Annotated in this window: 21 protein-coding genes and 1 tRNA gene; 8 read left to right on the plus strand and 14 right to left on the minus strand. The window is 41.2% G+C overall.

Annotated features, from left to right (window positions below; all coding sequences use genetic code 11):
* Nucleotides 1–92 precede the first annotated feature (92 nt).
* The 7 genes from JWR23_RS04495 to recJ all read right to left on the minus strand — a co-directional run bounded on the left by JWR23_RS04495 (nucleotide 93) and on the right by recJ (nucleotide 7557).
* Nucleotides 93–707 (minus strand): hypothetical protein, encoded by a 615-nt coding sequence (locus JWR23_RS04495; RefSeq protein ID WP_299513474.1) that lies wholly within the window; start codon nucleotides 705–707, stop codon nucleotides 93–95.
* A 240-nt stretch (nucleotides 708–947) separates the two neighbouring features.
* Nucleotides 948–1526: an outer membrane beta-barrel protein gene (locus tag JWR23_RS04500; protein ID WP_299513476.1), complete on the minus strand. Its 579-nt coding sequence runs from the start codon at nucleotides 1524–1526 to the stop codon at nucleotides 948–950.
* Between the two features lie 594 nt (nucleotides 1527–2120).
* Entirely contained in the window at nucleotides 2121–2903 is a 783-nt protein-coding gene (locus JWR23_RS04505) for an enoyl-CoA hydratase-related protein (RefSeq protein WP_299513479.1), read from the minus strand.
* Between the two features lie 9 nt (nucleotides 2904–2912).
* Nucleotides 2913–3335: a cobalamin B12-binding domain-containing protein gene (locus tag JWR23_RS04510; protein WP_299513482.1), complete on the minus strand. Its 423-nt coding sequence runs from the start codon at nucleotides 3333–3335 to the stop codon at nucleotides 2913–2915.
* Between the two features lie 151 nt (nucleotides 3336–3486).
* Entirely contained in the window at nucleotides 3487–5007 is a 1521-nt protein-coding gene (locus tag JWR23_RS04515) for a GH3 auxin-responsive promoter family protein (RefSeq protein ID WP_299513485.1), read from the minus strand.
* Nucleotides 5008–5019: 12 nt separating this feature from the next.
* Nucleotides 5020–5781 (minus strand): LPS export ABC transporter ATP-binding protein, encoded by a 762-nt coding sequence (gene lptB / locus JWR23_RS04520; protein WP_299513487.1) that lies wholly within the window; start codon nucleotides 5779–5781, stop codon nucleotides 5020–5022.
* A gap of 78 nt (nucleotides 5782–5859) precedes the next feature.
* A complete protein-coding gene (recJ, locus tag JWR23_RS04525; protein WP_299513489.1) occupies nucleotides 5860–7557 on the minus strand; it encodes a single-stranded-DNA-specific exonuclease RecJ in 1698 nt (565 codons plus the stop codon).
* Nucleotides 7558–7662: 105 nt separating this feature from the next.
* Between recJ and JWR23_RS04530 the strand changes: the two genes are divergently transcribed.
* From JWR23_RS04530 to JWR23_RS04540, 3 genes are all read left to right on the plus strand, one after another.
* On the plus strand, nucleotides 7663–8433 hold the full coding sequence (locus tag JWR23_RS04530) for an MBL fold metallo-hydrolase (RefSeq protein ID WP_299513491.1): 771 nt from the start codon (nucleotides 7663–7665) through the stop codon (nucleotides 8431–8433).
* A gap of 163 nt (nucleotides 8434–8596) precedes the next feature.
* Nucleotides 8597–9613: a Gfo/Idh/MocA family oxidoreductase gene (locus JWR23_RS04535; RefSeq protein ID WP_299513494.1), complete on the plus strand. Its 1017-nt coding sequence runs from the start codon at nucleotides 8597–8599 to the stop codon at nucleotides 9611–9613.
* Between the two features lie 10 nt (nucleotides 9614–9623).
* Entirely contained in the window at nucleotides 9624–10124 is a 501-nt protein-coding gene (locus tag JWR23_RS04540; RefSeq protein WP_299513496.1) for a thioredoxin fold domain-containing protein, read from the plus strand.
* 17 nt (nucleotides 10125–10141) lie between these two features.
* On the opposite strand, the gene JWR23_RS04545 is transcribed toward JWR23_RS04540, so the two are convergent.
* From JWR23_RS04545 to JWR23_RS04555, 3 genes are all read right to left on the minus strand, one after another.
* Complete coding sequence (locus JWR23_RS04545) at nucleotides 10142–11116, minus strand: transglutaminase family protein (protein WP_299513498.1); 975 nt, start codon at nucleotides 11114–11116, stop codon at nucleotides 10142–10144.
* 80 nt (nucleotides 11117–11196) lie between these two features.
* Entirely contained in the window at nucleotides 11197–12138 is a 942-nt protein-coding gene (locus JWR23_RS04550) for an alpha-E domain-containing protein (protein ID WP_299513501.1), read from the minus strand.
* A 107-nt stretch (nucleotides 12139–12245) separates the two neighbouring features.
* Nucleotides 12246–13694, minus strand: coding sequence for a circularly permuted type 2 ATP-grasp protein (locus tag JWR23_RS04555; RefSeq protein WP_299513504.1), 1449 nt, complete (start codon nucleotides 13692–13694; stop codon nucleotides 12246–12248).
* Nucleotides 13695–14340: 646 nt separating this feature from the next.
* On the opposite strand from JWR23_RS04555, the gene JWR23_RS04560 reads away from it, so the two are divergent.
* Nucleotides 14341–15216: a PfkB family carbohydrate kinase gene (locus tag JWR23_RS04560; RefSeq protein WP_299513506.1), complete on the plus strand. Its 876-nt coding sequence runs from the start codon at nucleotides 14341–14343 to the stop codon at nucleotides 15214–15216.
* A gap of 1 nt (nucleotide 15217) precedes the next feature.
* Here the strand turns inward: JWR23_RS04560 and JWR23_RS04565 are convergent, their stop codons facing one another.
* Nucleotides 15218–15742: a GNAT family N-acetyltransferase gene (locus tag JWR23_RS04565; RefSeq protein ID WP_299513509.1), complete on the minus strand. Its 525-nt coding sequence runs from the start codon at nucleotides 15740–15742 to the stop codon at nucleotides 15218–15220.
* A gap of 23 nt (nucleotides 15743–15765) precedes the next feature.
* Complete coding sequence (locus tag JWR23_RS04570; RefSeq protein ID WP_299513512.1) at nucleotides 15766–16995, minus strand: glycosyl hydrolase family 8; 1230 nt, start codon at nucleotides 16993–16995, stop codon at nucleotides 15766–15768.
* Between the two features lie 158 nt (nucleotides 16996–17153).
* On the opposite strand from JWR23_RS04570, the gene JWR23_RS04575 reads away from it, so the two are divergent.
* Nucleotides 17154–17342 carry a hypothetical protein gene (locus JWR23_RS04575; RefSeq protein WP_299513514.1) on the plus strand — a complete coding sequence of 63 codons (189 nt, stop codon included), beginning with the start codon at nucleotides 17154–17156 and terminating at the stop codon, nucleotides 17340–17342.
* A 61-nt stretch (nucleotides 17343–17403) separates the two neighbouring features.
* Here the strand turns inward: JWR23_RS04575 and JWR23_RS04580 are convergent, their stop codons facing one another.
* Nucleotides 17404–18195: a zinc-dependent peptidase gene (locus JWR23_RS04580; protein ID WP_299513516.1), complete on the minus strand. Its 792-nt coding sequence runs from the start codon at nucleotides 18193–18195 to the stop codon at nucleotides 17404–17406.
* A 294-nt stretch (nucleotides 18196–18489) separates the two neighbouring features.
* Between JWR23_RS04580 and JWR23_RS04585 the strand changes: the two genes are divergently transcribed.
* Together JWR23_RS04585 and JWR23_RS04590 are read left to right on the plus strand one after the other, a co-directional pair.
* A complete protein-coding gene (locus JWR23_RS04585; RefSeq protein ID WP_299513519.1) occupies nucleotides 18490–19344 on the plus strand; it encodes a hypothetical protein in 855 nt (284 codons plus the stop codon).
* 292 nt (nucleotides 19345–19636) lie between these two features.
* The gene (locus tag JWR23_RS04590; protein WP_299513521.1) at nucleotides 19637–20902 is read left to right on the plus strand and encodes a carboxypeptidase-like regulatory domain-containing protein; all 1266 of its coding nucleotides are present in this window, start codon (nucleotides 19637–19639) and stop codon (nucleotides 20900–20902) included.
* Nucleotides 20903–21380: 478 nt separating this feature from the next.
* Here JWR23_RS04590 and JWR23_RS04595 read toward each other — a convergent pair.
* Nucleotides 21381–21455: transfer RNA gene (locus JWR23_RS04595), tRNA-Val, on the minus strand.
* Between the two features lie 208 nt (nucleotides 21456–21663).
* Here JWR23_RS04595 and JWR23_RS04600 point away from each other — a divergent pair.
* Nucleotides 21664–22344: a response regulator transcription factor gene (locus JWR23_RS04600; protein ID WP_299513523.1), complete on the plus strand. Its 681-nt coding sequence runs from the start codon at nucleotides 21664–21666 to the stop codon at nucleotides 22342–22344.
* The last annotated feature ends 1 nt before the right edge of the window (nucleotide 22345 follow it).

A 22345-nucleotide genomic window follows, 5' to 3' on the forward strand; every position in this document is an offset into this window, starting at 1 on the left:
AATTCCAATAAATTTTTATAATGGAATGGAATATTAGTTGATGGTTTGTGGGATAATTAATTTAAGCGAAAAAATCAGCCGGATTAATATAACTATAAATTAAACGCGTAGGCTATATGGATTGCCCAAAAACTATTTTTGGTGCCATCATTATAAAAACTTTGAAAATTTTCATAACGTATCCCTCCGTCAATATAAGTGCGTTTCTTTTTAAGAGGTACTAATACGCCCAGTTGCGGCGACCAGGTAAAAGCATTGCTATATACTGCATATAAGGCTGCTTTGTTGGCCAAAAGGGTTTCGCCGGCCTCACCCTGAAAATAGAATGTTTTACCTATAAACCATTTTATACCTAATTTTAAAGGTATGGTTTCAAAATTTGGCAATGTAGTGCCTGTTATAGCTTGCTGACTGGTGCCAATATTGGATGTTGTAAAAAAGGTATTATACCCTGCGCTTACCGTAAGATTGAAATGCTCAATTAGCGGAACATCGGCATGAAGAAAAACACCCGCGCCATACTTATAGGCCGAAGACCCTGTAGCCGCCACAGCCGTATTTATGCCGGTGCCAAAAGTTCCATTTCCTGACATCCCTTCTACACCCGCACCTATGCGAAGCGTATCAACATACGATTGGGCATTTGCTGTAAGGCAAGTAGCTATAAAAAATAATGAATAGATGAGTGATTTAAGGGCGGTTTTCATGTTTTATTGTTCAGATTAATGTGTTAAAACGAATAATGAATTAACAACGTATAATGTACTTTAATTTTATTGATCAGTTATAAAATTTCTGCAAAGCTAATATCAGTTTTCATTAACCCGTTATAAAGCGGTGTGAAAAAATGTTAAATTTTAAAAGTTATGTTTTTTTGGGTGTGATACAAAAAAAAACGCCCCAATTTTAGGGCGTTTTTTTCATAGATAGTTGTGAGTTGTTTTTTATTAGAAGCCGTAAGCTACACGCAAACCAAAGAGGTTAACCTTACTATCGCTGTTAGTGCTTACAAGTTTGGTACTGGCCTCATAACGTACGCCTGCATCCAAAAAGCTTTTACCACCTAACGGGAACTGGTAGCCAACTTGCGGCGCATAAATAAAGGCAGCAGAGTTATCGGCACCAATCTTAGTTTTGTCTAATACAAAAGCTGCACCGGCTTCTCCCTGGATGTAAAAATTACTTACCGGGAAGTACTTTAAACCTGCTTTTGCCGGTAACAACTGGATATCAGCCGGAGATACTGCTGTGCCTGCAACATTTTTAGCAAAGATATTATTGTACCCTGCATTTATTGTAACAAATAATTTGCTGGCTACCGGGATATCTGCCTGTACAGAACCGCCAAGGTTCCATTTATAATTATCAGATAATTTTCCTGTAGGGATACCGGCATCAACACCGATGCTGTAGCGAACGCCGCCTGAAGTTGTTGTGGTAGATGCAGGGGTGGATTGTGCTTTAGCGCCAAGGGTAAAACCTGCTAAGGCTAAAACAAGTGCTGAAATTTTTAATGTACTTTTCATGATTATATGTTATTAAATTGTTGTGTGTGTTTGTTTAACACGAAGCAAAGTAACAGCATAAATTAAATACGATTTTTCATTGAAATGTCAAGATTATTCAATCGATTGATTAACAATGATTTATTTTTTGACTAAATGGGTATTTAGGTCAGTGTAATGTAAAATCAGTTCAAATTGTCTTTTTGATGAAATAAAAAGCTGGCATTGTGATGAAGAAATAAACTTAAATTAAAAAGTTGAATGTGATTATAACTTATAAAGTTCGCGAAATTCTCAAAGAGGAACGTCGTAAGAGCGCTGCCATCCTGAGTAAGCGATATTTGTTGGGCAACTATAATATAATGGCTGCATTATATTGTCAGTGATTTTGTTTCATCTTGTTTCACCACTCCTAAATCAGGCAATTTGTAATTATTTGATTATCAATGAAAAATATTAAAATCATACTTAAAAATACTGAGGAATAAGTTGTTACATTTTGTTACATCACTTTTTCACAATCATCTAATAAACAATGTTTTAAATCAAAATCTTGTTTCACTTGTTACATTTTGTTTCACTATTACGTGTAACAAAATTTGTTTTTGTACAGCTCTACTTACCCTTAAAATCAGCTTTTCTTTTTTCAAGGAATGCGGCAACACCCTCTTTAAAATCTTCGGTACCGAAACATTTAGAAAATTCGTCTGTCTCAATCTCAAATCCGTTAACGCCATCGCGGGAGGATGCATTAACAGCGGTAATAGCCGCTGCTATGGCTAAGGGCGCACGGCTCAATATTTTTTGAAGGATCTCTTCGGCCTTGGTTAATAGGTCATCCTGACTAACTATATGATTAATCAAACCTAATTGATGTGCCTCGGCAGCGGTTATCATATCGGCAGTCATGATCATTTCCAATGCCTTTCCACGCCCTATTAAACGGGTTAAACGTTGTGTACCACCATAACCGGGGATAAGGCCCAGCGTTACTTCGGGCAAACCCATTTTGACATTGTCAGACGCAATGCGGATATGGCAGGCCATAGCCAGTTCCAGGCCTCCGCCTAAAGCAAAGCCATTAACAGCGGCAATAACAGGCTTGTTGCCATTTTCGATGAGGTCAAAAACTTTGGTATGCGCTTCGTGTGATAATTCGCGGGCGCTGTTTATATCCAAATTAATAAATTCGGCAATATCTGCACCGGCAACAAAAGCTTTTGATCCGGCGCCGGTAATGATTATACCGCCAACCCTTTCATTAGCAAAAGCTTCAACTATCGCTGCATGCAATTCGGCAAGGGTAACTTTGTTTAGCGCATTAAGTTTGCTTTCGCGATTGATGGTGATGTATAATACGCGCGCTTTTAGGTCAATTAACAAGTTTTGGTAAGCCATACCGCAAAGTTAAAAATTACGATGCTGATGCACCCATTCGGTAATATATTTTACAATATCATGCGTAGTGGTGCCCGGGGAGAAAAGCTCGCCAACGCCCAGCTTTTTTAACGCGTTCATGTCATCTTCCGGGATGATGCCGCCACCCGTAACCAATACATCATCCATTTTTTTCTCTTTGATAAGCGCAAGTATCTTAGGAAAAACCGTCATATGCGCGCCAGATAGAATAGAGATGCCAATAGCATCCACATCTTCCTGCAAGGCGGTGTTAACCACCATTTCGGGCGTTTGGCGCAGGCCTGTATAAATAACCTCCATGCCCGCATCGCGTAACGAGGTGGCAATAATGCGCGCGCCTCGGTCATGCCCGTCAAGGCCTACTTTAGCAACTAAAACACGTATAGGGCGGGCGAATGGTTTGGTGGTCATAATTATTTGAATAATGCAAGATAGTAAATTAACAGGAGTTCGATATATGCTGCCCATCGGGGGATGTTAGATTTGAAAACTTTTAAAAAGTTGACAATGGAATACAAATGATACAAACACAAGCCATTCCCTCATTCAATCACTAATTATATCACCTCACCAGCTCCATCATTTTCAAAATAGCATCCACATACTCCCGGTTATTAGCCAGGCGCGGTACCTTATGCTGTCCACCCAGTTTGCCTTTTTCCTTCATCCAGTTAAAGAAAGTTCCTTCGGGTACTTTGCGCACAATGGGGCGGCGCAGGGCCATATCTTTAAAACGTTTAGCATCGTAGTCGGAGTTAATGCGGCGCAGGGTTTCGTCCAGTATGTCAACAAACCGCTCAAATTCGTCGGGGTTTTTTTCAAATTCTATCAGCCATTCGTGCGCACCGCACTCATTCTCATTAAAATAAACAGGGGCGGCGGTATACTCGCTGATGATAGCGCCGGTTTGGCTGCAGGCTTCCTCTAAAGCACGTTCGGCGTTGTCTATTATTACCTCCTCGCCAAAGGCATTTATAAAATGTTTGGTGCGCCCGGTAACCTGTATGCGGTATGGCACTAGCGAGGTAAACCTAATAGTATCGCCAATTAAATAGCGCCATAACCCCGCATTAGTGCTGATGATGGGCGCATAGTTTTTATCCAGCTCCACTTCATCCAATGTAAGGGTTTGCGGGTTTTCGTCGTATAAATTTTCGGTTGGCAAAAACTCGTAGAAGATACCATAGTCAAGCATCAGCAGCATTTCGCCAGGCTCAACCTTATCCTGTATCCCGAAGAACCCCTCGGATGCGTTGTAGTTTTCCAGATAATACATATCCTCGCTTGGTATCAGTTTTTTAAACTGCTCGCGATAGGGCGTAAAGTTAACAGCGCCATGAAAATACAGTTCCAGGTTGGGCCATACTTCCAACAGGTTTTTTTTGCCGGTTATTTCCAGGATGCGTTTACATAATAACAGGTTCCAGGTGGGTACACCGCTAAGGCTGGTTACATTAACATCTTTGGTGGCATAAGCCATTTTCTCTATTTTCTCTTCAAAGTCTTCCAGCAGGGCGATATCCAGATGTGGGGTACGATGAAACTCGGCCCAAAACGGCAGATTCTTCATAATAACTGCAGACAGATCGCCAAAAGAAGTATCCGGGCTCAGTTGGCTCATTTGTTGACTGCCGCCCAGCGTTAATATCTTACCCGTAAACATTTTGGTATTAGGGCGATTGTTGAAATAGATGGTGAGCAGATCCTTGCCGCCTTTAAAATGGCATTCTTCTAATGATTCTTCGCTAACGGGTATGAACTTGCTCCTGTCGCTGGTAGTGCCCGATGATTTGGCGAACCACCTGATCTCTGACGGCCAAAGTACATTTTGCTCACCTTTAAGCATGCGCTCAATGTAGGGTTTCAGCGTATCGTAATTTTGTATAGGAACGCGCTCTTTAAACTCGTTTAGATTGGTAATGCTTTTATAACCGTATTTTTTGCCCCATTCTGTATTCTCTGCCCGTGATATCAATTGTTCAAACCATTCTTCCTGTACCTCGTTGGGGTATTTCATAAAAAGCTCTATCTGGTGGATACGCTTTTTCATGAACCAGGTAAAAACCGAGTTGAAAATTGTCATAAGCGATTAACGTTACTTAGCACCTGCCTGTCCGGCAGGCAGGAATGTTTTTCTTTTTAGTACAAAGTTGGCCCCCAAATATACTTTACGCACCATCTCATTTTCTGCCAACACCTCGGGCACGCCCGATTCCAGTATCTTACCCTCAAACAACAGGTATGCACGGTCGGTTATAGACAGTGTTTCCTGCACGTTGTGGTCGGTTATTAATATACCAATGTTGCGGTGCTTTAATTTGGCTACCATAGCCTGTATCTCTTCTACCGCTATCGGGTCAACCCCGGCAAATGGCTCATCTAATAAAATAAAATTTGGCTCGGCAGCTAAGGCGCGGGCAATTTCAGTACGCCGACGCTCACCACCTGATAACAGATCACCGCGGTTACGACGCACTTTATGCAGGCTAAATTCATCTATCAGGGTTTCCAGTTTTTCTTCCTGCTGTATTTTGGTCATGTTGCCCATTTCCAATACGGCCTTAATGTTATCCTCCACACTTAGCTTGCGAAACACCGATGCTTCCTGCGCCAGATAGCCTATGCCCTTTTGCGCGCGGCGGTACATTGGGTCGCCGGTTATATCTTCATCTTCTAAATATATTTTGCCCTCGTTAGGTTTTATCAACCCTACTATCATGTAAAACGACGTGGTTTTGCCCGCGCCGTTTGGTCCCAGTAACCCCACTATTTCGCCCTGCGAAACATTAAAGGATACATCGTTAACAACAGCACGCTGCTTATATTTTTTTATTAAATTATCTGCTCTTAGATTCATATTTTAATTCAAAATTAAAAAGTCAAAATTAAAAAGCCTGTAGCGCGCCGCGGTTTTTGACTTTTAACTTTTGAATTTTTATTTAAATTTAATTCCCTTTACATTCAATTGTATAGAGCGCTTTTCACGCCAAATATTTTCTTCAATATTATAACAAATATCAAAAGGTACGTCTTTTTTTATTTGCGACAGGTATTCGCCATGGTTAAAGGCTATGCAGTTAAAAAGCGAACCTTCCTGCATCACCGTCATCTTTATATGATTTTGCCCCACCAAACCCGGATTACCGCTAACATACACATTTTTAGTAAGGAATATCGGCGACATGTTTTGCGGACCGAACGGCGCAAACTGGTTCAATATCCTGAAAAACTTAGGCTCCACCTGGCTTAAACGTAATTCGGCGTCAATTTGTATTTGCTGTATCAATTGGTCGGCGGTAATACTGGCGCTAACTACTTCTTCAAAACGGTTAATAAAAGCTTCCACGTTTTCGGGGTGCATGGTAAGGCCCGCCGCGTACTTATGCCCCCCAAATTGTATCAGCAGGTCACTGCATTCGCATAAAGCTTCATAAAGGTCATATCCTAAAACAGAGCGCGCCGAGCCGGCTACATGCCCGTTTGATCGGGTAAGCACTATGGTTGGCCGGTAATACTTTTCGGTTAATCGCGAAGCTACAATACCAATAACACCTTTGTGCCAGTTCTCATTAAATACCACGGTTGATTTTCGGCCCATCAGTACTTCACTATCACCTATCATTCCTAAAGCCTCATCTGTAATTTGCAGATCATGGCCCTTGCGTTCGGTGTTTTTTATATTAATGAGGTCGCCCTTTATCTGGGCTTCATCTTCATTGCAGGCTATCAATAATTCAACCGCGTGTTTGGCATCATCAATGCGCCCGGCAGCGTTTATGCGTGGACCTAACAGAAAAACAATATCAGATATGGTATAATTTATGCTTTTACCAGCCACGCCCATCAACGTTTTCAGGCCGATGCAAGGATCAGTATTTAATTTTTGCACACCCAAATAGGCCAGTACCCGGTTCTCATCAACAATAGGCACAATATCGCAGGCAATGCTTACGGCCACCAGGTCATAATACCGGCTCACATCCTCAAACGGTAATCCATTCTTTTCGGCATAAGCCTGTACCAGTTTAAAGCCAATGCCGCAGCCGGATAGTTCTTTAAACGGATAGGGGCAATCGGCTCGTTTTGGGTCAAGCACCGCAACTGCCGCGGGCAATTCTGTACCCGGCGTATGGTGGTCGCAGATAATAAAATCAATGTCTAAAGTATTAGCATAAGCAATTTTATCAACCGATTTAATTCCGCAATCTAAAGCAATAATAAGCGTAAAGCCATTTGCTTTCGCATAGTCAATTCCCTGGGTGGATATACCGTAGCCTTCTACATAACGGTCGGGTATATAATATTCAATATTGCTGTGATGGTTTTTAAAAAAACTGTATACAACGGCAACGGCTGTGGTGCCGTCAACATCATAATCGCCATAAACCATTATTTTTTCGCCTGCGGCGATGGCGGCTTCAATACGATCAATGGCTTTCTCCATATCCGCCATCAGGAAGGGGTCATGCAGATGGCGCTCGTCCGGCCTGAAAAAATATTTGGCCTCTTCGTAGTTTTTTATACCTCTGTGTAACAATAAAGTACTTAAAACGGGGTCAATATTAAGTTCGGTTGCCAAACTATTCATTTCATCAAAAGCCGGCACTTCCCTTGTCGCCCATCGTTTATTCATATCTTTGTCGCTTTAAACAGTAAATATAGAAAATGTGTAATATGCAGACGTGCAAATGTGCAGATTAAATTTGCACATCGGCATATTTGCATGTCAATAAATAACATGAAAATTTTCCCTTTAGGTGAAGGCTCTTACTCGGTAGATGCTTCTAAAAAATTTGTTCCTTTTGATCCACAGGTTGATAACTTCCGCGACCGCCCCGGTTCATTATTTATACATGTAAATCCGTTTTTGGTACAAACCACTACCGACCTTATTTTATTTGATAGCGGCTTAGGGTATAAAGATACCCGCGATGAGCTTTTTTTGCATCAGCACATACGCAACGCCGGTTTTGAGCCTGATGATGTAACGCTGGTACTGATGTCGCATCTGCATTATGATCATTCGGGCGGACTGGTAGTTGAGCGTAGCGGTAAACTCGAGCCAAGCTTCCCGGGGGCCGAACACGTAATACAGCGCGGCGAGTGGGAAACAGCTTTTAGCGGCAGATCATCGTCATACCATAAAGAGATATTTGATACGCTGCAACGATCGGCCCATATTACTTACGTAGAAGGATCGGGCGAGTTTAAGCCGGGCATACGGTATGAACTATCCGGCGGGCATTGCCAGTTTCACCAGGTTTTTTGGATAGAAGATGGAGGCGATAAATGTTTTTTTGGAGGCGATGAATTGCCGGAACCGGAACAGTTGATAAGAAGATTTAAAGCCAAGTATGATTTCGATCCGCAAAAAGCAATGGAGTTACGCGATCTATATGGCAAGAAGGCTGCCGCCGAAGGTTGGACCTGTTTATTTTATCATGCAAAATCAACCGCGGTAGGTAATGTAATTTACACCGGCGAACATTTTTCAATTATGCCGGTATAAATTGTTGCCGGGAAAAGCATAAAAAGTAGAAGGCTCTGTAACAGCCTGGTGTTTATAGTTAAAAATAGGCGAAGAATTAATAACTCTATCGTCATTAATTCCATCTATTTTTGCATAAGCCTTATTAAAACAATAATTTGGCTGCTTATATTGCTATCTAATTATGTCATCACCTATAGTAACCGGCTTAATGGCTTACGGAATGTCCGGAAGGATATTTCATGCACCATTTTTAAGTACCAACCCGCAGTTTAAATTAAAAGCGGTAGTAGAGCGCAGTCAGAAAAAAATGGCCGCCCATTACCCGGATATTGTTAGCTATGGTTCGGTTGATGAATTATTGAATGATAGCGAGCTGGAACTTATCATTGTTAACACACCCAACTTTACCCATTTTGATTTTGCCAAACAGGCGTTAAGGGCAGGTAAACATGTGCTGATAGAAAAGCCTGCCGCCGGTAATACGGTCGAAATAAAGGAACTGTTTGATGTTGCACGTGCTAATGACCGCAAGGTATTTGCTTACCAAAACCGACGCTGGGATAGTGATTTTTTGTCGGTAAAAGAAGTTATTGAGAGTGGCAGATTAGGTAAATTAACCGAGGTGAATTTTAGATACGACCGTTATAAACCGGCGCTTAACCCCAAGCCATTTAAAGAAACAAAGGATACACCTATAAATGGGATAGTGTATGAGTTAGGTCCGCATTTAATAGATCAGGCCATACATTTATTTGGCAAGCCTTTATCATTCGATAAGCTTATCACCATACAACGCGAAGCATCAGAAGTGCCTGATTATATGAATTACCGTTTAACTTATCCGGGCGGATTAGTAGTATATTTAACATCGGGATTATTAATTGCAGACCCTACACCAGCGTTTGTTGTACATGGCGCATTAGGCAGTTACAGCAAATACCGCTTAGATGTACAAGAGGCACAACTGGATAAAGGGATGCTGCCTACTGATGAAGCCTATGGTATTGAACCTGTGGGCATGGAAGGCAAACTGGTTACCGTTGGCGCCGATGGTGAAAAAAGCATAGCGTTTATACCATCGCTAAAAGGCGATTACAGCAATTTATTTTACGCGGTATACCATGCTGTACGCAATAACGCGTTATATCCTATAACAGAAGAACACATGACCTGGCAAATGGAACTGCTGGAAGCTTAATTATTAAAAAATGAAAAAACTGATTTTACTTTTTAGCCTGATAATAGTCGCCGGATGTATCCAGGCGCAAACTACCCCGGTAGGTATGCCACCTTATCGTATACTTACTACTGACAGTGTATATGTAACGCCTGCCAATTTAAAGCACCATAAAACCATGCTGGTATACTTTGCGCCAGATTGCCCGCATTGCCAGCATTTAACCGTGGAGCTAAAGGAAAAAATGAAACAGCTGGGAGATACACAAATTATAATGATAACCTGGTCTGCAAACTATGACATACGTGCCATAAAGAATTTCGTGCGTGACTATGATCTGAAAAAATATCCTAACATTATAGTGGGCACAGAAGGCTATACCAGCTTAGTGATGAAATATTTTAATGTACAAACCACCCCGTATGTAGCTGTTTATAACAGCGATAAAAAATTGATTAAAGGCTACTCAAAATCTCCGGATATTGATTCGCTTATTGCTGTTGTTAAATCTGCTGATAAGAAGAAAACATAGCTCTGCACTTTTTAGTTTTATTGCTGTTGCTGCTGCTGTTGTTGAATCATTTCCATATAGCGTTGATAGCTGTTTTTTACGATATGATTTGCAGCGGGGATAGTTGCCGGGGCAGCCGGATATTCGGCATTTTCATCATTTAAAAGCCCGTCATCATCAACAGTTACAGAAACTTCCAAACTATGGCCCGATGAGCCTTTGTATATGCCTTTTACAGGCGAGCAATCCATAAAATTACGGCCCACTGCTAAGCGCACATGGTTTTCGTTAGCTATAATGTTATTGGTAGGATCAAGACCCAGCCAGCCATAATCAGGTATATAAGCTTCGGCCCAGGCATGGGTGGCGCCTTCGCCGCGCATGCCATTTTTATCCGTACAAATATAACCGCTTACATACCTGGCCGGTATTTTTACCATGCGCAGCATCTCTGCCAAAATATGGGCAAAATCCTGGCATACACCGGCTTTTAATTTCCATATCTCATCTAATGTTGTTTCAACTGTGGTTACACCCTTTATATAGTTAAAATTATCATATACATACTGGCAAAACCGCAAAGCAACCTGATAAGGGATATCGTCTTTATTTCTTTCTGCTTCAACCACCTGCTTCAATTCTTCGAATCCATCAAAATACTCCTGCCTTAAAAAATCAATATAGGGAACCATGTATTGCAGTGGTTTCAGATCTTCCCATTGTTGGGCCGGAAAAATATCGTTTACCGGGTAAGGGCGGTGTTTTGTGCTCACCAATACCCTTGAATTAATAATTAAAACCGAGTGCGACTCGCTATATGTAAAACTCCCCACCTCATTACCGTAATAATCAATATGCTTATCAACAATTGGATTGCCGGTAATAATGATCTCCTGTTTTAAAACATCCTGGTACCCGTCTTTAATGGGAAACAAAATGATCTGGTTGGCGCTATCGCGCGCAGGGCTATCATAAATGTATTTGGTTATATGTTGTATTTCAAATTCAGGCATTTTTTTTAATTATTTAATTTGATGATTTGAGAATTTGAAAATGCGTTCATTTTCAAATATCCAAATTCACATTTTCAAATTTACGAATTTGCAAAATAATGTTCATTAAGTGAGTCTGCAATACCATAGAGTTCGCTTCTTATCTGGGTAAGGAAAGCATGTAAGCCCTCCTGCCTGATAGTTCTTACAGAGCTGTATTTAATACGACTTTGCAACCGGCCTATCTTGAAAGACATATCCCTGAAATCGTCCATATTACTATCGTTTTGCAAACGCTCAAAATACCGTTGGATATTATTAACCGAATAAATAACCGAACGAGGGAAATCGTTATTTAAAACTACCTGTTCCAATACATTTTCGGCTTCGAAACCCTCGCGATAGGTTTTTAGATACAGTTCATACCCGCCCAGCGAAAGCAATAAATGTTTCCAGTAAGTGGTATCCGTTAACAGATCGGGATTATCACTTATCGAACCAAATTTAGTATCCAAAATATCAACAGACTGTATGGCGCGTTCCAGGTATTTACCAATATTCATAAAACTGCGGCCCTCGCCGCGTTCCATAGTAATTTCAACAGTACCATAATAAAGCATTACCTGTTTTATTAAAACATCCAATACGCTTATAGGGTCTTCACGCTGTAGAGCGCGCTCCAGCTTAGTATCTTTTACCGTATGGTAATATTCATTAAGGCATTGCCAAAGATCTTTGGTTATGTGCTCCTGTACGCTACGGGCATTTTCGCGGGCAAGGGTAATAATGTTTAATACCGAGTTTGAATTGTTTTTACCCATTATCATATATTTCAATACAGCACGGCTATCATTACCCAGGTCCTCGCCTTCATCATCATCATCATCAAGGCCGGCAAATATGCGTATTACCGGCTCCCAGGTAAATTCCTGTATAGCATCTTGCGACGAAGCATAATTTATTTTAAGCATGCGCAGCATACCATCGCTACGCTCTATGTACCTGCTTTGCCAATATAAACTTGCTGCTACCCTACTTAACATATACTCTGCCCCCTAACCCCCTAAAGGGGGAACAATTATTAATTATTTTATTTGTTAATTTCTTCATGCAAATTATATATAATTACTCCCCTTTAGTGAGCCGGGGGCTATGCCAGTACCCAGGTATCTTTACTACCGCCTCCCTGCGAACTGTTCACTACCAACGAGCCTTCGGTTAACGCTACGCGGGTTAGCCCGCCCGGTACTATTTCAATGCCATCAGGCCCGCATAAAGCGTATGGCCTGAGGTCAATACGGCGTGGCTTTAATTCGCCCTGCATATAACAAGGCGCTGCCGAAAGACTTATGGTTGGCTGTGCTATAAAATTGCGCGGATCTTTTAATATCTCTTTTTTATAATCATCTATTTCCTGTTCAGTCGCTGCATGGCCCATTAGCATGCCGTATCCGCCGCTGCCATTGGTTCTTTTAACTACCATATTGTTCAGGTTTTTAAACACGTACGCGCGTTCATCATCGTTACCTAATTGATGGGTAGGTACATTTTTCAGAATGGGTTCTTCATTTAAATAATAGCGTATCATATCGGGTACATAAGTGTACACCGCTTTATCATCGGCTACGCCATTGCCAATAGCGTTTACTATGGCAACATTGCCTTTGCGGTACGCGCCCATAATACCGGCTACACCCAGCATACTGCCCGGGTTAAATACCAGCGGGTCAAGATACTCATCATCAACACGGCGGTAAATTACATCTACCTGTTGCAGGCCTATGGTAGTTTTCATGTATACTTTATGATTGTTCACCACCAGGTCTCGCCCCTCAACCAGCTCAACACCCATTAAACGGGCAAGCGTAGTGTGCTCAAAATAAGCCGAGTTATAAATACCCGGACTAAGCAATACAATATTAGGATTGGCTATTTGCCTTGGCGAAAGCGCCAATAAGTTTTTATACAGTATAGTGGGATATTCTGTTACACTACGCACGCCACACTGTGGCAGCAGATCCGGGAAGAGGCGTTTAGTAATTTCGCGGTTCTCCAGCATATAGCTTACGCCCGATGGGGTGCGTAGGTTATCTTCTAATACATAAAATGTTCCGTCATGGTCACGTATCAGGTCAATGCCCGATATATGGATGTAAATATCATAAGGCACCTGCAACTGGTACATTTCGCGCAGGAAATGCGGGCAGGAGTAAATAATATCAATAGGTACTATGCCGTCTTTTATGATGAACTGGTTGTGATATATATCCTTTAAAAAGTGATTAAGCGCGGTTAAACGTTGCTTAATGCCTTTCTCAACAAATGCCCATTCGGCAGCGGTAATAATGCGGGGGATAATATCGAACGGAAATATCTTTTCAATACCCTCGCCGCTGTTATAAACGGTAAAGGTTATGCCCTGGCTCATAAAAAGCCGTTTGGCCAGCTCTTCCTTTTTATTCAGATCGTCAGCCGATTCTTTTGATATATACTCTATTACCTTGCGGTAATGTTCACGCACGCTGGCATCTGCCCCATACATTTCGTCCCAAACACCACTAATGGGGCTGTATTTATCAAAATAAGCTGATTCCTGCATGAAAAAATTAAGTTAATGGTAACCGGTTATTTATAAAACCGTAATATATGAACTGTTTTTAGATAACTGCAAGTTTTTTTGAAAAATTTACAATTTTTTATAATCTATTTTGTCAAATTCACTATAAAATAGCTAAAATTTAATCAATATTTTATATTATTTATTAATAAAGGCAAAGTTTTACTGATTGACAGATCAATTTTTAAGAAAATATTTGATGCTTTTAAAAATCAGTCTGAATTTTCTTTGCTTAACCCGACCGGCGAAAATAAATACGATGATAAGATAACACAAATTTAGCTAAGAAACTATCTAAAAACAATAAAACGACATCATTATAAAGAACGACAACCCGTGAAGTAAGCAAATGCAGCAATAAACCTATACCCGTTAAATGTTATTACTGTACTGTACCACGAACACGTTGGTGCACCTGGGTACACCCTGGTACACTAAAAATTGTAATTAGCTGAAAATCAACCACGGTAAATTATTGCCAAACAAACTAACTATTAAATTTAACGTGTTTAGCAATTGAAAATTAAGCAGCACACGCAGGTTTGTGTATCATTATTTTAATGCGTTTGCCCTGGGCACCCTGACAGGAATTTGTAAGTACCGGTTCAAAATTATTAACTTGCCTGCTATGTATGATATTTGCTGCGTAGGGCACATAACATCTGATAAAATAGTTAATACCCAAACGGTGATGCACATGCCGGGTGGTACGGCGCTTTATTTTTCGTGCGCGATGAATAAGCTGGATGTTAGCTATGTGTTAGTAACCGCGCTTGGCGAAGCGGAAATGCAATATGTAACCAACCTGCGTGCCAAAGGCATTGAGGTAAAAGTACAGCCCAGTAAACATACCGTTATTTTTGAAAACATATATGCCAAAAACCAGGATGAGCGCACCCAAAATGTACTGCAAATAGCTGATCCTTTCACCATGGAGCAATTGCAGCAGGTAGATGCGAAAGTGTTCCATTTGGGTCCGTTATTAGCTGATGATTTTAGTACCGGTCTTATAAAAACCTTATCCGCTAAGGGCCGCATAGCATTAGATGTGCAGGGCTATTTACGCAAGGTAATAAACCAAAAAGTATATCTAACTAACTGGCCCGATAAAAGCATAGCGCTGCAATACATTGATATTTTGAAAGCAGATGTTGCAGAGCTGGCTGCCTTATCGGGTTATAAAACATTGAATGATGGTGTTAAGTTCCTGGCAGATCTGGGCGTAAAAGAAGCGGTGATCACCAACGGCAGCATGGGATCTGTAATTTTTAGTGACGGTGTTTTTTATGAGATACCTGCCTATCGCCCAAAAACCGTGGTAGATGCTACCGGCTGCGGCGACACTTATATGGCCGGGTATTTATACCGGCGCATTAAAGGCGCGGGCTTACAACAATCGGGCGAATTTGCTGCTGCTATGGCCGGGCTTAAAACCACATCGCCGGGGCCGTTTAACGGGACAGAAGACGATGTACTGAACTTTTTAGCCGGCAATCAACGGTAGATTATCCGCCCCCTATTTTTTTCCAATAGAATTTGGTTCCTGTTAAACCGCCGTGTGGTTTATAGGCATAGTTTGGTATTTCTCCGGCAAAGTTAAACCCCAACCCCTCATAAAACTTAGAAGCGCCGCCATCAGTAGCGGTATCAAGTACCAACAGGGTGCGTTGTTTCTTTATCGCCAATTGCTCGGCAGTTTGCATGAGTGCTTTGGCTATGCCTCTGTCCCGATGACTTATTCTGGTCATCATTTTGGCTATCTCGGCACGATGCGGTTGATTTTGCGGACAGTTAAGTAGCAATGTTACCGTTCCCACTAAAGCTTCGCCATCATAGGCACCTAAAACAATACGTTCGCCCTTATCAGCAGCCATTAGTGATTCCGTCCAAAAATCATTTGCCATAGTTAATGACAGCGGATGCATGAAGGTAACCGAACTGCCATCAGCTACGGTTTCAATTAATAATTCGCTTAGCGCCGATCGAATTTGCGGCGTGTAAGTTAACTGAAGTATCTCGATCTGACTCATGGTCATTAAAAATACGATTATAATTAATACGGCCAATAATTGCCCGACAGGATGAGCATATTTAATAGCTTAATGCTGTTATCGTAATAGTCATAATCATTTAGCTTAAATCCGGTCAAATAATCCCAAAGGTTATTTAGCCATACCTGGTTTTTATTATCAACCATAGCCGACACCGCGAACGGTGCCACAAAGCTCAAAGCTTCAAAATAACGGTCCTGAATATCATCACCTGCCAAAGTATAACCGGCGGATAAATTGTAAGTGTTGTTATTGGTGGTCGCACGTATCCAGCGATTAATTTTTGCTACGATCGTTTTTGATCGCATATTGCCCGTCATTAAATAATCAGTAGCAATACGCCAGGGCACACGGCAGGCATTGTAGTTATATTGCCCGTCGTACCTGTCCTCTAAAAAATGCGAGGCCGCAGGTTTGGGCTTTTTATTTAGGTTGATGATAAAATCGGGCAGCAAGCCCGCATCCGGGCTGTAGTTGCTTTGCATGGTAGCAAACAGCCGATAACCGGCGTCAATAACTTTACTCCATCTACCGTCTTTTGTTATTTGTTGAAATGCCTTAAAATAAGCCGGCATAAAATCAGATGAGCGCATAGCGAAGTAATCTTTGCTTTCGTCTTCCACGCCATCACTCAATAAAACAGACCAGACTTGATGGTTGATCTCATATTGCATAATTGCATTAATACTGGCCTTAGCCTCCTGCAAATAGTTTATAGCGCCACTATTGCCCCATTGCCGGGCGGCCAGCAGAAGTGAGTACGCTACATCCATATCCCCATCTGTCGCGGATGTTTTGTCGAGGTCATTGCCATTGATTTTTTGTGCCCATGCCATCAGATATTTACTTTTATTACTGGGGTGTGCCCGGTAATAGCGAAATAAATTATCGAAGGTGATCTTCGCGTTTTTATCATAACCGGCCATTAACGCCACAACGATCATCCCATATCCCTGCCCTTCTGATACGCACTGCTTACCACCCTTGCCCTCGAACCAAATATAGCTTTGGGGCTTGCCGGCTACGGTTTTTATAAAACGCGATTTCCATTCGCTATAAAAGCCGCTTGTGATATTATCCATTTGTACCTGGGTAATATGGCTGGGTTTTATAGTTCCGGCAAAATAGCTATTATGTTGCGGGAAAGGCCTTAAAGGCAATTGGGCAAATGCGGATGAACGGCAGCAGAGCATCAACATAAATAACCCTGCAAATTGGTACTTGAGGCGCATTTATAAAAATACAAACTTTACTTAAGTAAAAAACATGCCATACTCTGGGGCAAAAATTCCCATAAGCACCCCACGAAACATGCTATAAATATCTGTTTTGAACTTAAACTGCCGTTGGTTCTTTTTTTGTTTTGGCTTAAACAGCTAAATAAAATAATATGAGACAAAAATTTTATTTCGACACAACTGCGGCTACAATGGTTATTGTTGCGGTAACGTTAATTATAATATGCTTTATGGATAATGACAGCTCACGAAATGTTTTTGCAGGCATAACACTATTTGTCTGCATCGTGCTGTTTACCGGGGCCATATTACTGCGCGGCGTTACAGATAGAATTGGCTAATATCTATCGTTGTACTACAATTTCTGCAAGCAAGGCTTAGTGTATTTGTTTACCTGCGGAATTAACTACTTTTTGCGGGAGCCTGCCTGAATATTTGGCTTAGCTGTAAATAAAGTTCCGGGTGGTTCTGTTGAAATTGCTCGGGCTTTTCAAAAAAGTATTCTGATGCCACGGCTAAAAATTCTGCTTCGTTTGTTAACGCGTAAGGATTAATATCTGATCTTCCATTTTTTATCCTGCGCATTTCCTGGTGCATTAAGCTAAGCCAGGGGGCAGCATATTCATGCGCCATTAATTGTTCGGGTATGCCATCTGTCGCACCGTCTGACTTATCTACCAGGTGCACAAACTCATGTATGGCCGTATTTTCCCTGCCGGATTCTGCCGAAAAACCTTTTAACAACGCCGGCCTTGAAAGTATCATCTGCCCGTTCATGTAACCCGAACCTACCATGCCCATTATATTGCGGCTGCCGCCTTCAAACTGATATTCGTTATCAAAAGTATCCGGGTACAGTATTACGTTGGTTAAATTGCGGTACTCCCAATTACCCAGGCCAAACACCGGGATAACGGCGCTTGACGCTATCAGCATACGGTCTGTATCAGTAATATCTGTGCCAACACCCTCAATGTTTACATATTGCAAAAAGGCGGCTACCTGGCTTTCAAATCGTTTCCTTTCAGCCTGGCTTAGCTTATGGTAATAGTTAACGTGCGCGTTTAATAATAACTGCAAAGGTTTATCCAGCTTTTGCATCCCGGCAGGCATAGCGCCGCCTTGTTTACGAAAAATAACCCAGGCCAGAAGTGCGATTATGAGAATGACAATAACAAAATATGTAGTGAACATTTGGTGTTGTTTTATTTGCTAAGGTATAAGCCCGAAATATGGAGAATTGTTTATAAATAACAAAATACCCATCTACATCTCGATCATCACTTAGGGCAGTTTGGGGTGTAGCGTAGCGCTACACTTGCTACATCTGGCAAAATAGTGCCCCCTTAATTGTGCTTTTATGTAGCAGTCCTGCTATTTAATTAGTAAAACAAAACATTCCCGCAATAATATTTATTTATCGTTTAAGGCAACCCTGCCGCAACCTACAGGCGTATTAATAATAAACCATCTACTAAATTTTAGATTATGAACATTAAAAGATCAGGCTATTACTTAATAGCGTTATTCATGGCTGCTTTTTTTTTAAGTACATCATGTAAAAAAAACAAGTCCCAGGCTAACATGCCGACTGTTGTAACCGGTTTACAGTTAACTAATACTGCCAAACTTGGTGCTGTTATCACCGATAATCTTGGTAAATCTGTTTACTTTTTTTCTAAAGATGCCGCCGCGACATCAGTATGTACCGGTACTTGCGCGGTTACCTGGCCGCCATTCTATAAAGAGAACCCTACTATAGGCACTGGTTTAGCCGCTACAGATTTTGGTGTAATAACCCGCACCGATGGCGCCAAGCAAACCACCTACAAAGGCTGGCCGCTATATTATTATTCGTTGGATGTTAATGCGGGCGATACCAATGGCGACGCGTTTGTCAATCTTTGGGCCGTTGGGAAAGCAGATTATACGGTAATGTTTGCCAATGCCCAACTTGTTGGCCTTGATGGCGTGCAATATAACGACCAGGGCGTTGCGGCCACAGTTTCGTCGCAGTACATTACCGACCCGGCCGGCCATACGCTTTACATGTTTAGCAAAGATACCCATAACACCAATACCTTTACCAAAGCAGATCTGAGTAACGATACAGTTTGGCCAATGGATCAGGTTATGGCTGTAGGCAGCATACCTACCGTTTTAGACAAAACACAGTTTACTACTATTAACGTTTTTGGTAAAACACAACTGGTATACAAGGGCCATCCGCTATATTTATTGGGGCAGGACGCACTAACACGTGGCAGCACCAAGGGCGTGAGTTTCCCAATACCGGGTGCCGCTATCTGGAAGGTAACTAATAGCACTACGGTTGTTTTATAAATAGGTTATATAAATAATGTTGGCGGATAGTTGGCAATGCCGGCTATCCGTTTTTTTTGAAGTAACCTAATCATAGCGGATCGTTATTCAAAGGTGCTTAGCTATCACTCTGCCGGGGCAAGAAATCGAGCCGTACGGATTAAACCACAAAGCAGGGCGCCTGCAATAGGGGGACCGAATAGTGTCGCTTAAAATCATTCGCTGGTCGCTTAATTAGTCTGGGTGGTCTACTTTAATTTTTTAGTGCGTTCTTTTTCAACATCTTGCAGCGTTAATAAAAACACGCGCTCACATGAGTAATCCGGTTTTTCGTGCCTTTTTTTCTTTATTGTTGTTCCTGCTGGTGTACCAGGTTCATGCACAGCAAGGTATTATCAGCATTAGCGGTAAAATAACCGCTTCGGAAGACGCGCAGCCCGTACATCAGGCCGGTGTAAGTATTAACAGGAAAGGCATTGGTACAGCTACTAATTCTGCCGGAATGTTCGCTTTAATTATACCTGCCGCCAACCTGACCGATACTTTAAAAATTTCATGTATCGGCTTTAAAACCAAACTATTGCCAATAACCGACTTAAAGAACGGTGAGCAACTGAACATCGTTTTAGAAAAAAGCACCACCGAACTAAAAGAGGTTACTATTACCTACTATAACGCGTTAAAGATTATACAAAAAGCTATTGACCGCATACCCGAAAATTACATTAATCATCCGCATATTCTGCGTGGCTTTTACCGCATGTATACTTATAATAACAATACTCCACTGCAATTATCAGAGGCGGTTTTTGATGTTTATAATTTTGGCTATGCTGACGCGCACGCGGATGTTTTCCGATTGATAAAGGCAAGAAACGAAAAAAACGACCGTGATTTTAATTCGCTGGAGTTTGCACAAAAACCCAACAACATTTTTGAAGAGGATGTTGTAAATCACCTGCATGCTTGTGGATTTCTGAATGAAGAAGGATTAACCAAACACCAATTTGAAGTTAACGGCATTGTAGACATTAAAGGCTACCAGGCCTATGAAATTGTTTTTAAAGAAAAACCGGGATCGGGCGAGAAAACCTATCGCGGCCGGATGTATATTGATTCCAAAACATACGCGTTCATCTATTTTGATTTTGGTTTGAGCCCTTCGGGATTGAACGACCCGGGGTCAGGAAATTCTGTCGAACGGTCGCTGATGAGAACAGGCAATGTCGGGATCGGTTTAATGCTTGACAATTCTAAGGTGAGCTACCAGGAGGTGGGAAACAAGTGGGTGCTTTCGGGTGTAGAGGGCGACAATTCTTTAGCTATCAAAGACCCGGTGCTAAAGTACGACTACACAGCTCACGTAAAATTCAATTACCAGATAACCGCCGTAGATACTACCCAAAAAGAATCCTTCAATTCAAAAATAGGCCGTAACGACAACATCAACGCCTATAAAAGCAATGGCGACGAAAAGTTTTGGAAGGATTATAATATTCTTTTGTCCGATTACGATACTGAAGATATTTTTAAGCAGATAAAAGCCATTAATAAAGCAATCAAGGAAAAAGGTAAGTGAAGAAACCGTTGCTGAAAGCACGAGGAGTGTTCCATTTTTAGTGAGCGGGAATGAATCGGAAATCTGCCATTTGTTTCTCCTCGCAAAGTATCAATGCTGTTTAAAGATAAGGCTAAGAAATTGCTTTTCCTAATTGTATTGCAGAACATATTATAGTTAAGGGCAACGACCGATATCAGCGAATTATCAAGATTCTGGTTTATAAGAACCTTTTTTATAAATATCCCATATGGGAATATTTTAGCAGCACGCGGTTTTACTATATCGTATGAATAAAAAAGCCTTCAGAAGTTACCTAAAGGCTTTTACGATAGGCGTTTTCTATCCGATAGAAAAAATTCCTGATAAAAATCCCATATGGGATAAATGTGGGAATTACCGGGTTCGAACCAGTGACACTTCCGATGTAAAATCGGGGACGCTCTGAACCAGCGTAGACGTAAAACAAAAAAGCCTAACATTTCTGTTAGGCTTGATGTGGGAGTTACTGGGTTCGAACCAGTGACCCTCTGCTTGTAAGGCAGATGCTCTGAACCAGCTGAGCTAAACTCCCGTTGTTTTGGGATTGCAAATATAGGATGATTGAGCAACTCTTCAAAATAAAAATGAAATAAGGCTGGTATGTTTTGATTATCAACACCTAATCATGGTTTTAAAGCTTAATTTTTTTACTGTTTATGGGTCAAAGCAATTAAATGTAGCCTATAGGTGTTAAGACTTTTGTTATAGGTTATAACCCCTTATATTTGTTTAATTACGGTATGGCGCAAATTTTTTTAGTTGAAGATGAAGAACGTGTAGCTGCTTTTTTAAAAAAAGCGCTCGAAGAAAACGGTCATTTAGTAGATATTATCACTGATGGTGCCGAAGCGATAAAGAAATTCCCGCATAAACTCTATGATCTGATTATACTGGATGTAATGTTACCTTATTTAACCGGTATTGAAGTTTGCCGCCATATTCGCCAAAAGGATAAAAAAATACCTATACTTATACTAACTGCATTAAACAGTGTAGATGATAAGGTAAATGGATTAAATATCGGGGCCGATGATTATTTAGTGAAACCATTCCATCTAAAAGAACTGCAGGCAAGGATAGATGCATTGCTTAGGCGTAATTCATCAAATTTGGCACAAGTTATTGCACTGGGTGATATTACACTCAATACTTCCAATAATACCGCCGAACGGGCTGGCCGGAAAATAATTTTAACAAATAAAGAATATGCCCTGCTGGAATTATTGATGAATAACAACGACAAAATTTTATCCAGGCAAACTATTGCCGAAAAAGTATGGGGAATTGCCTTTGATACAGGTACTAACGTGGTAGATGTTTACATTAACTACCTGCGTAATAAAATAGAAAAAGGATTTACCGAAAAATACATCCACACAGTAATAGGCAAAGGGTATATATTTAAAACAGAACAGATTTAAG

The organism is Mucilaginibacter sp. (assembly GCF_028288205.1).
GTDB lineage: Bacteria > Bacteroidota > Bacteroidia > Sphingobacteriales > Sphingobacteriaceae > Mucilaginibacter.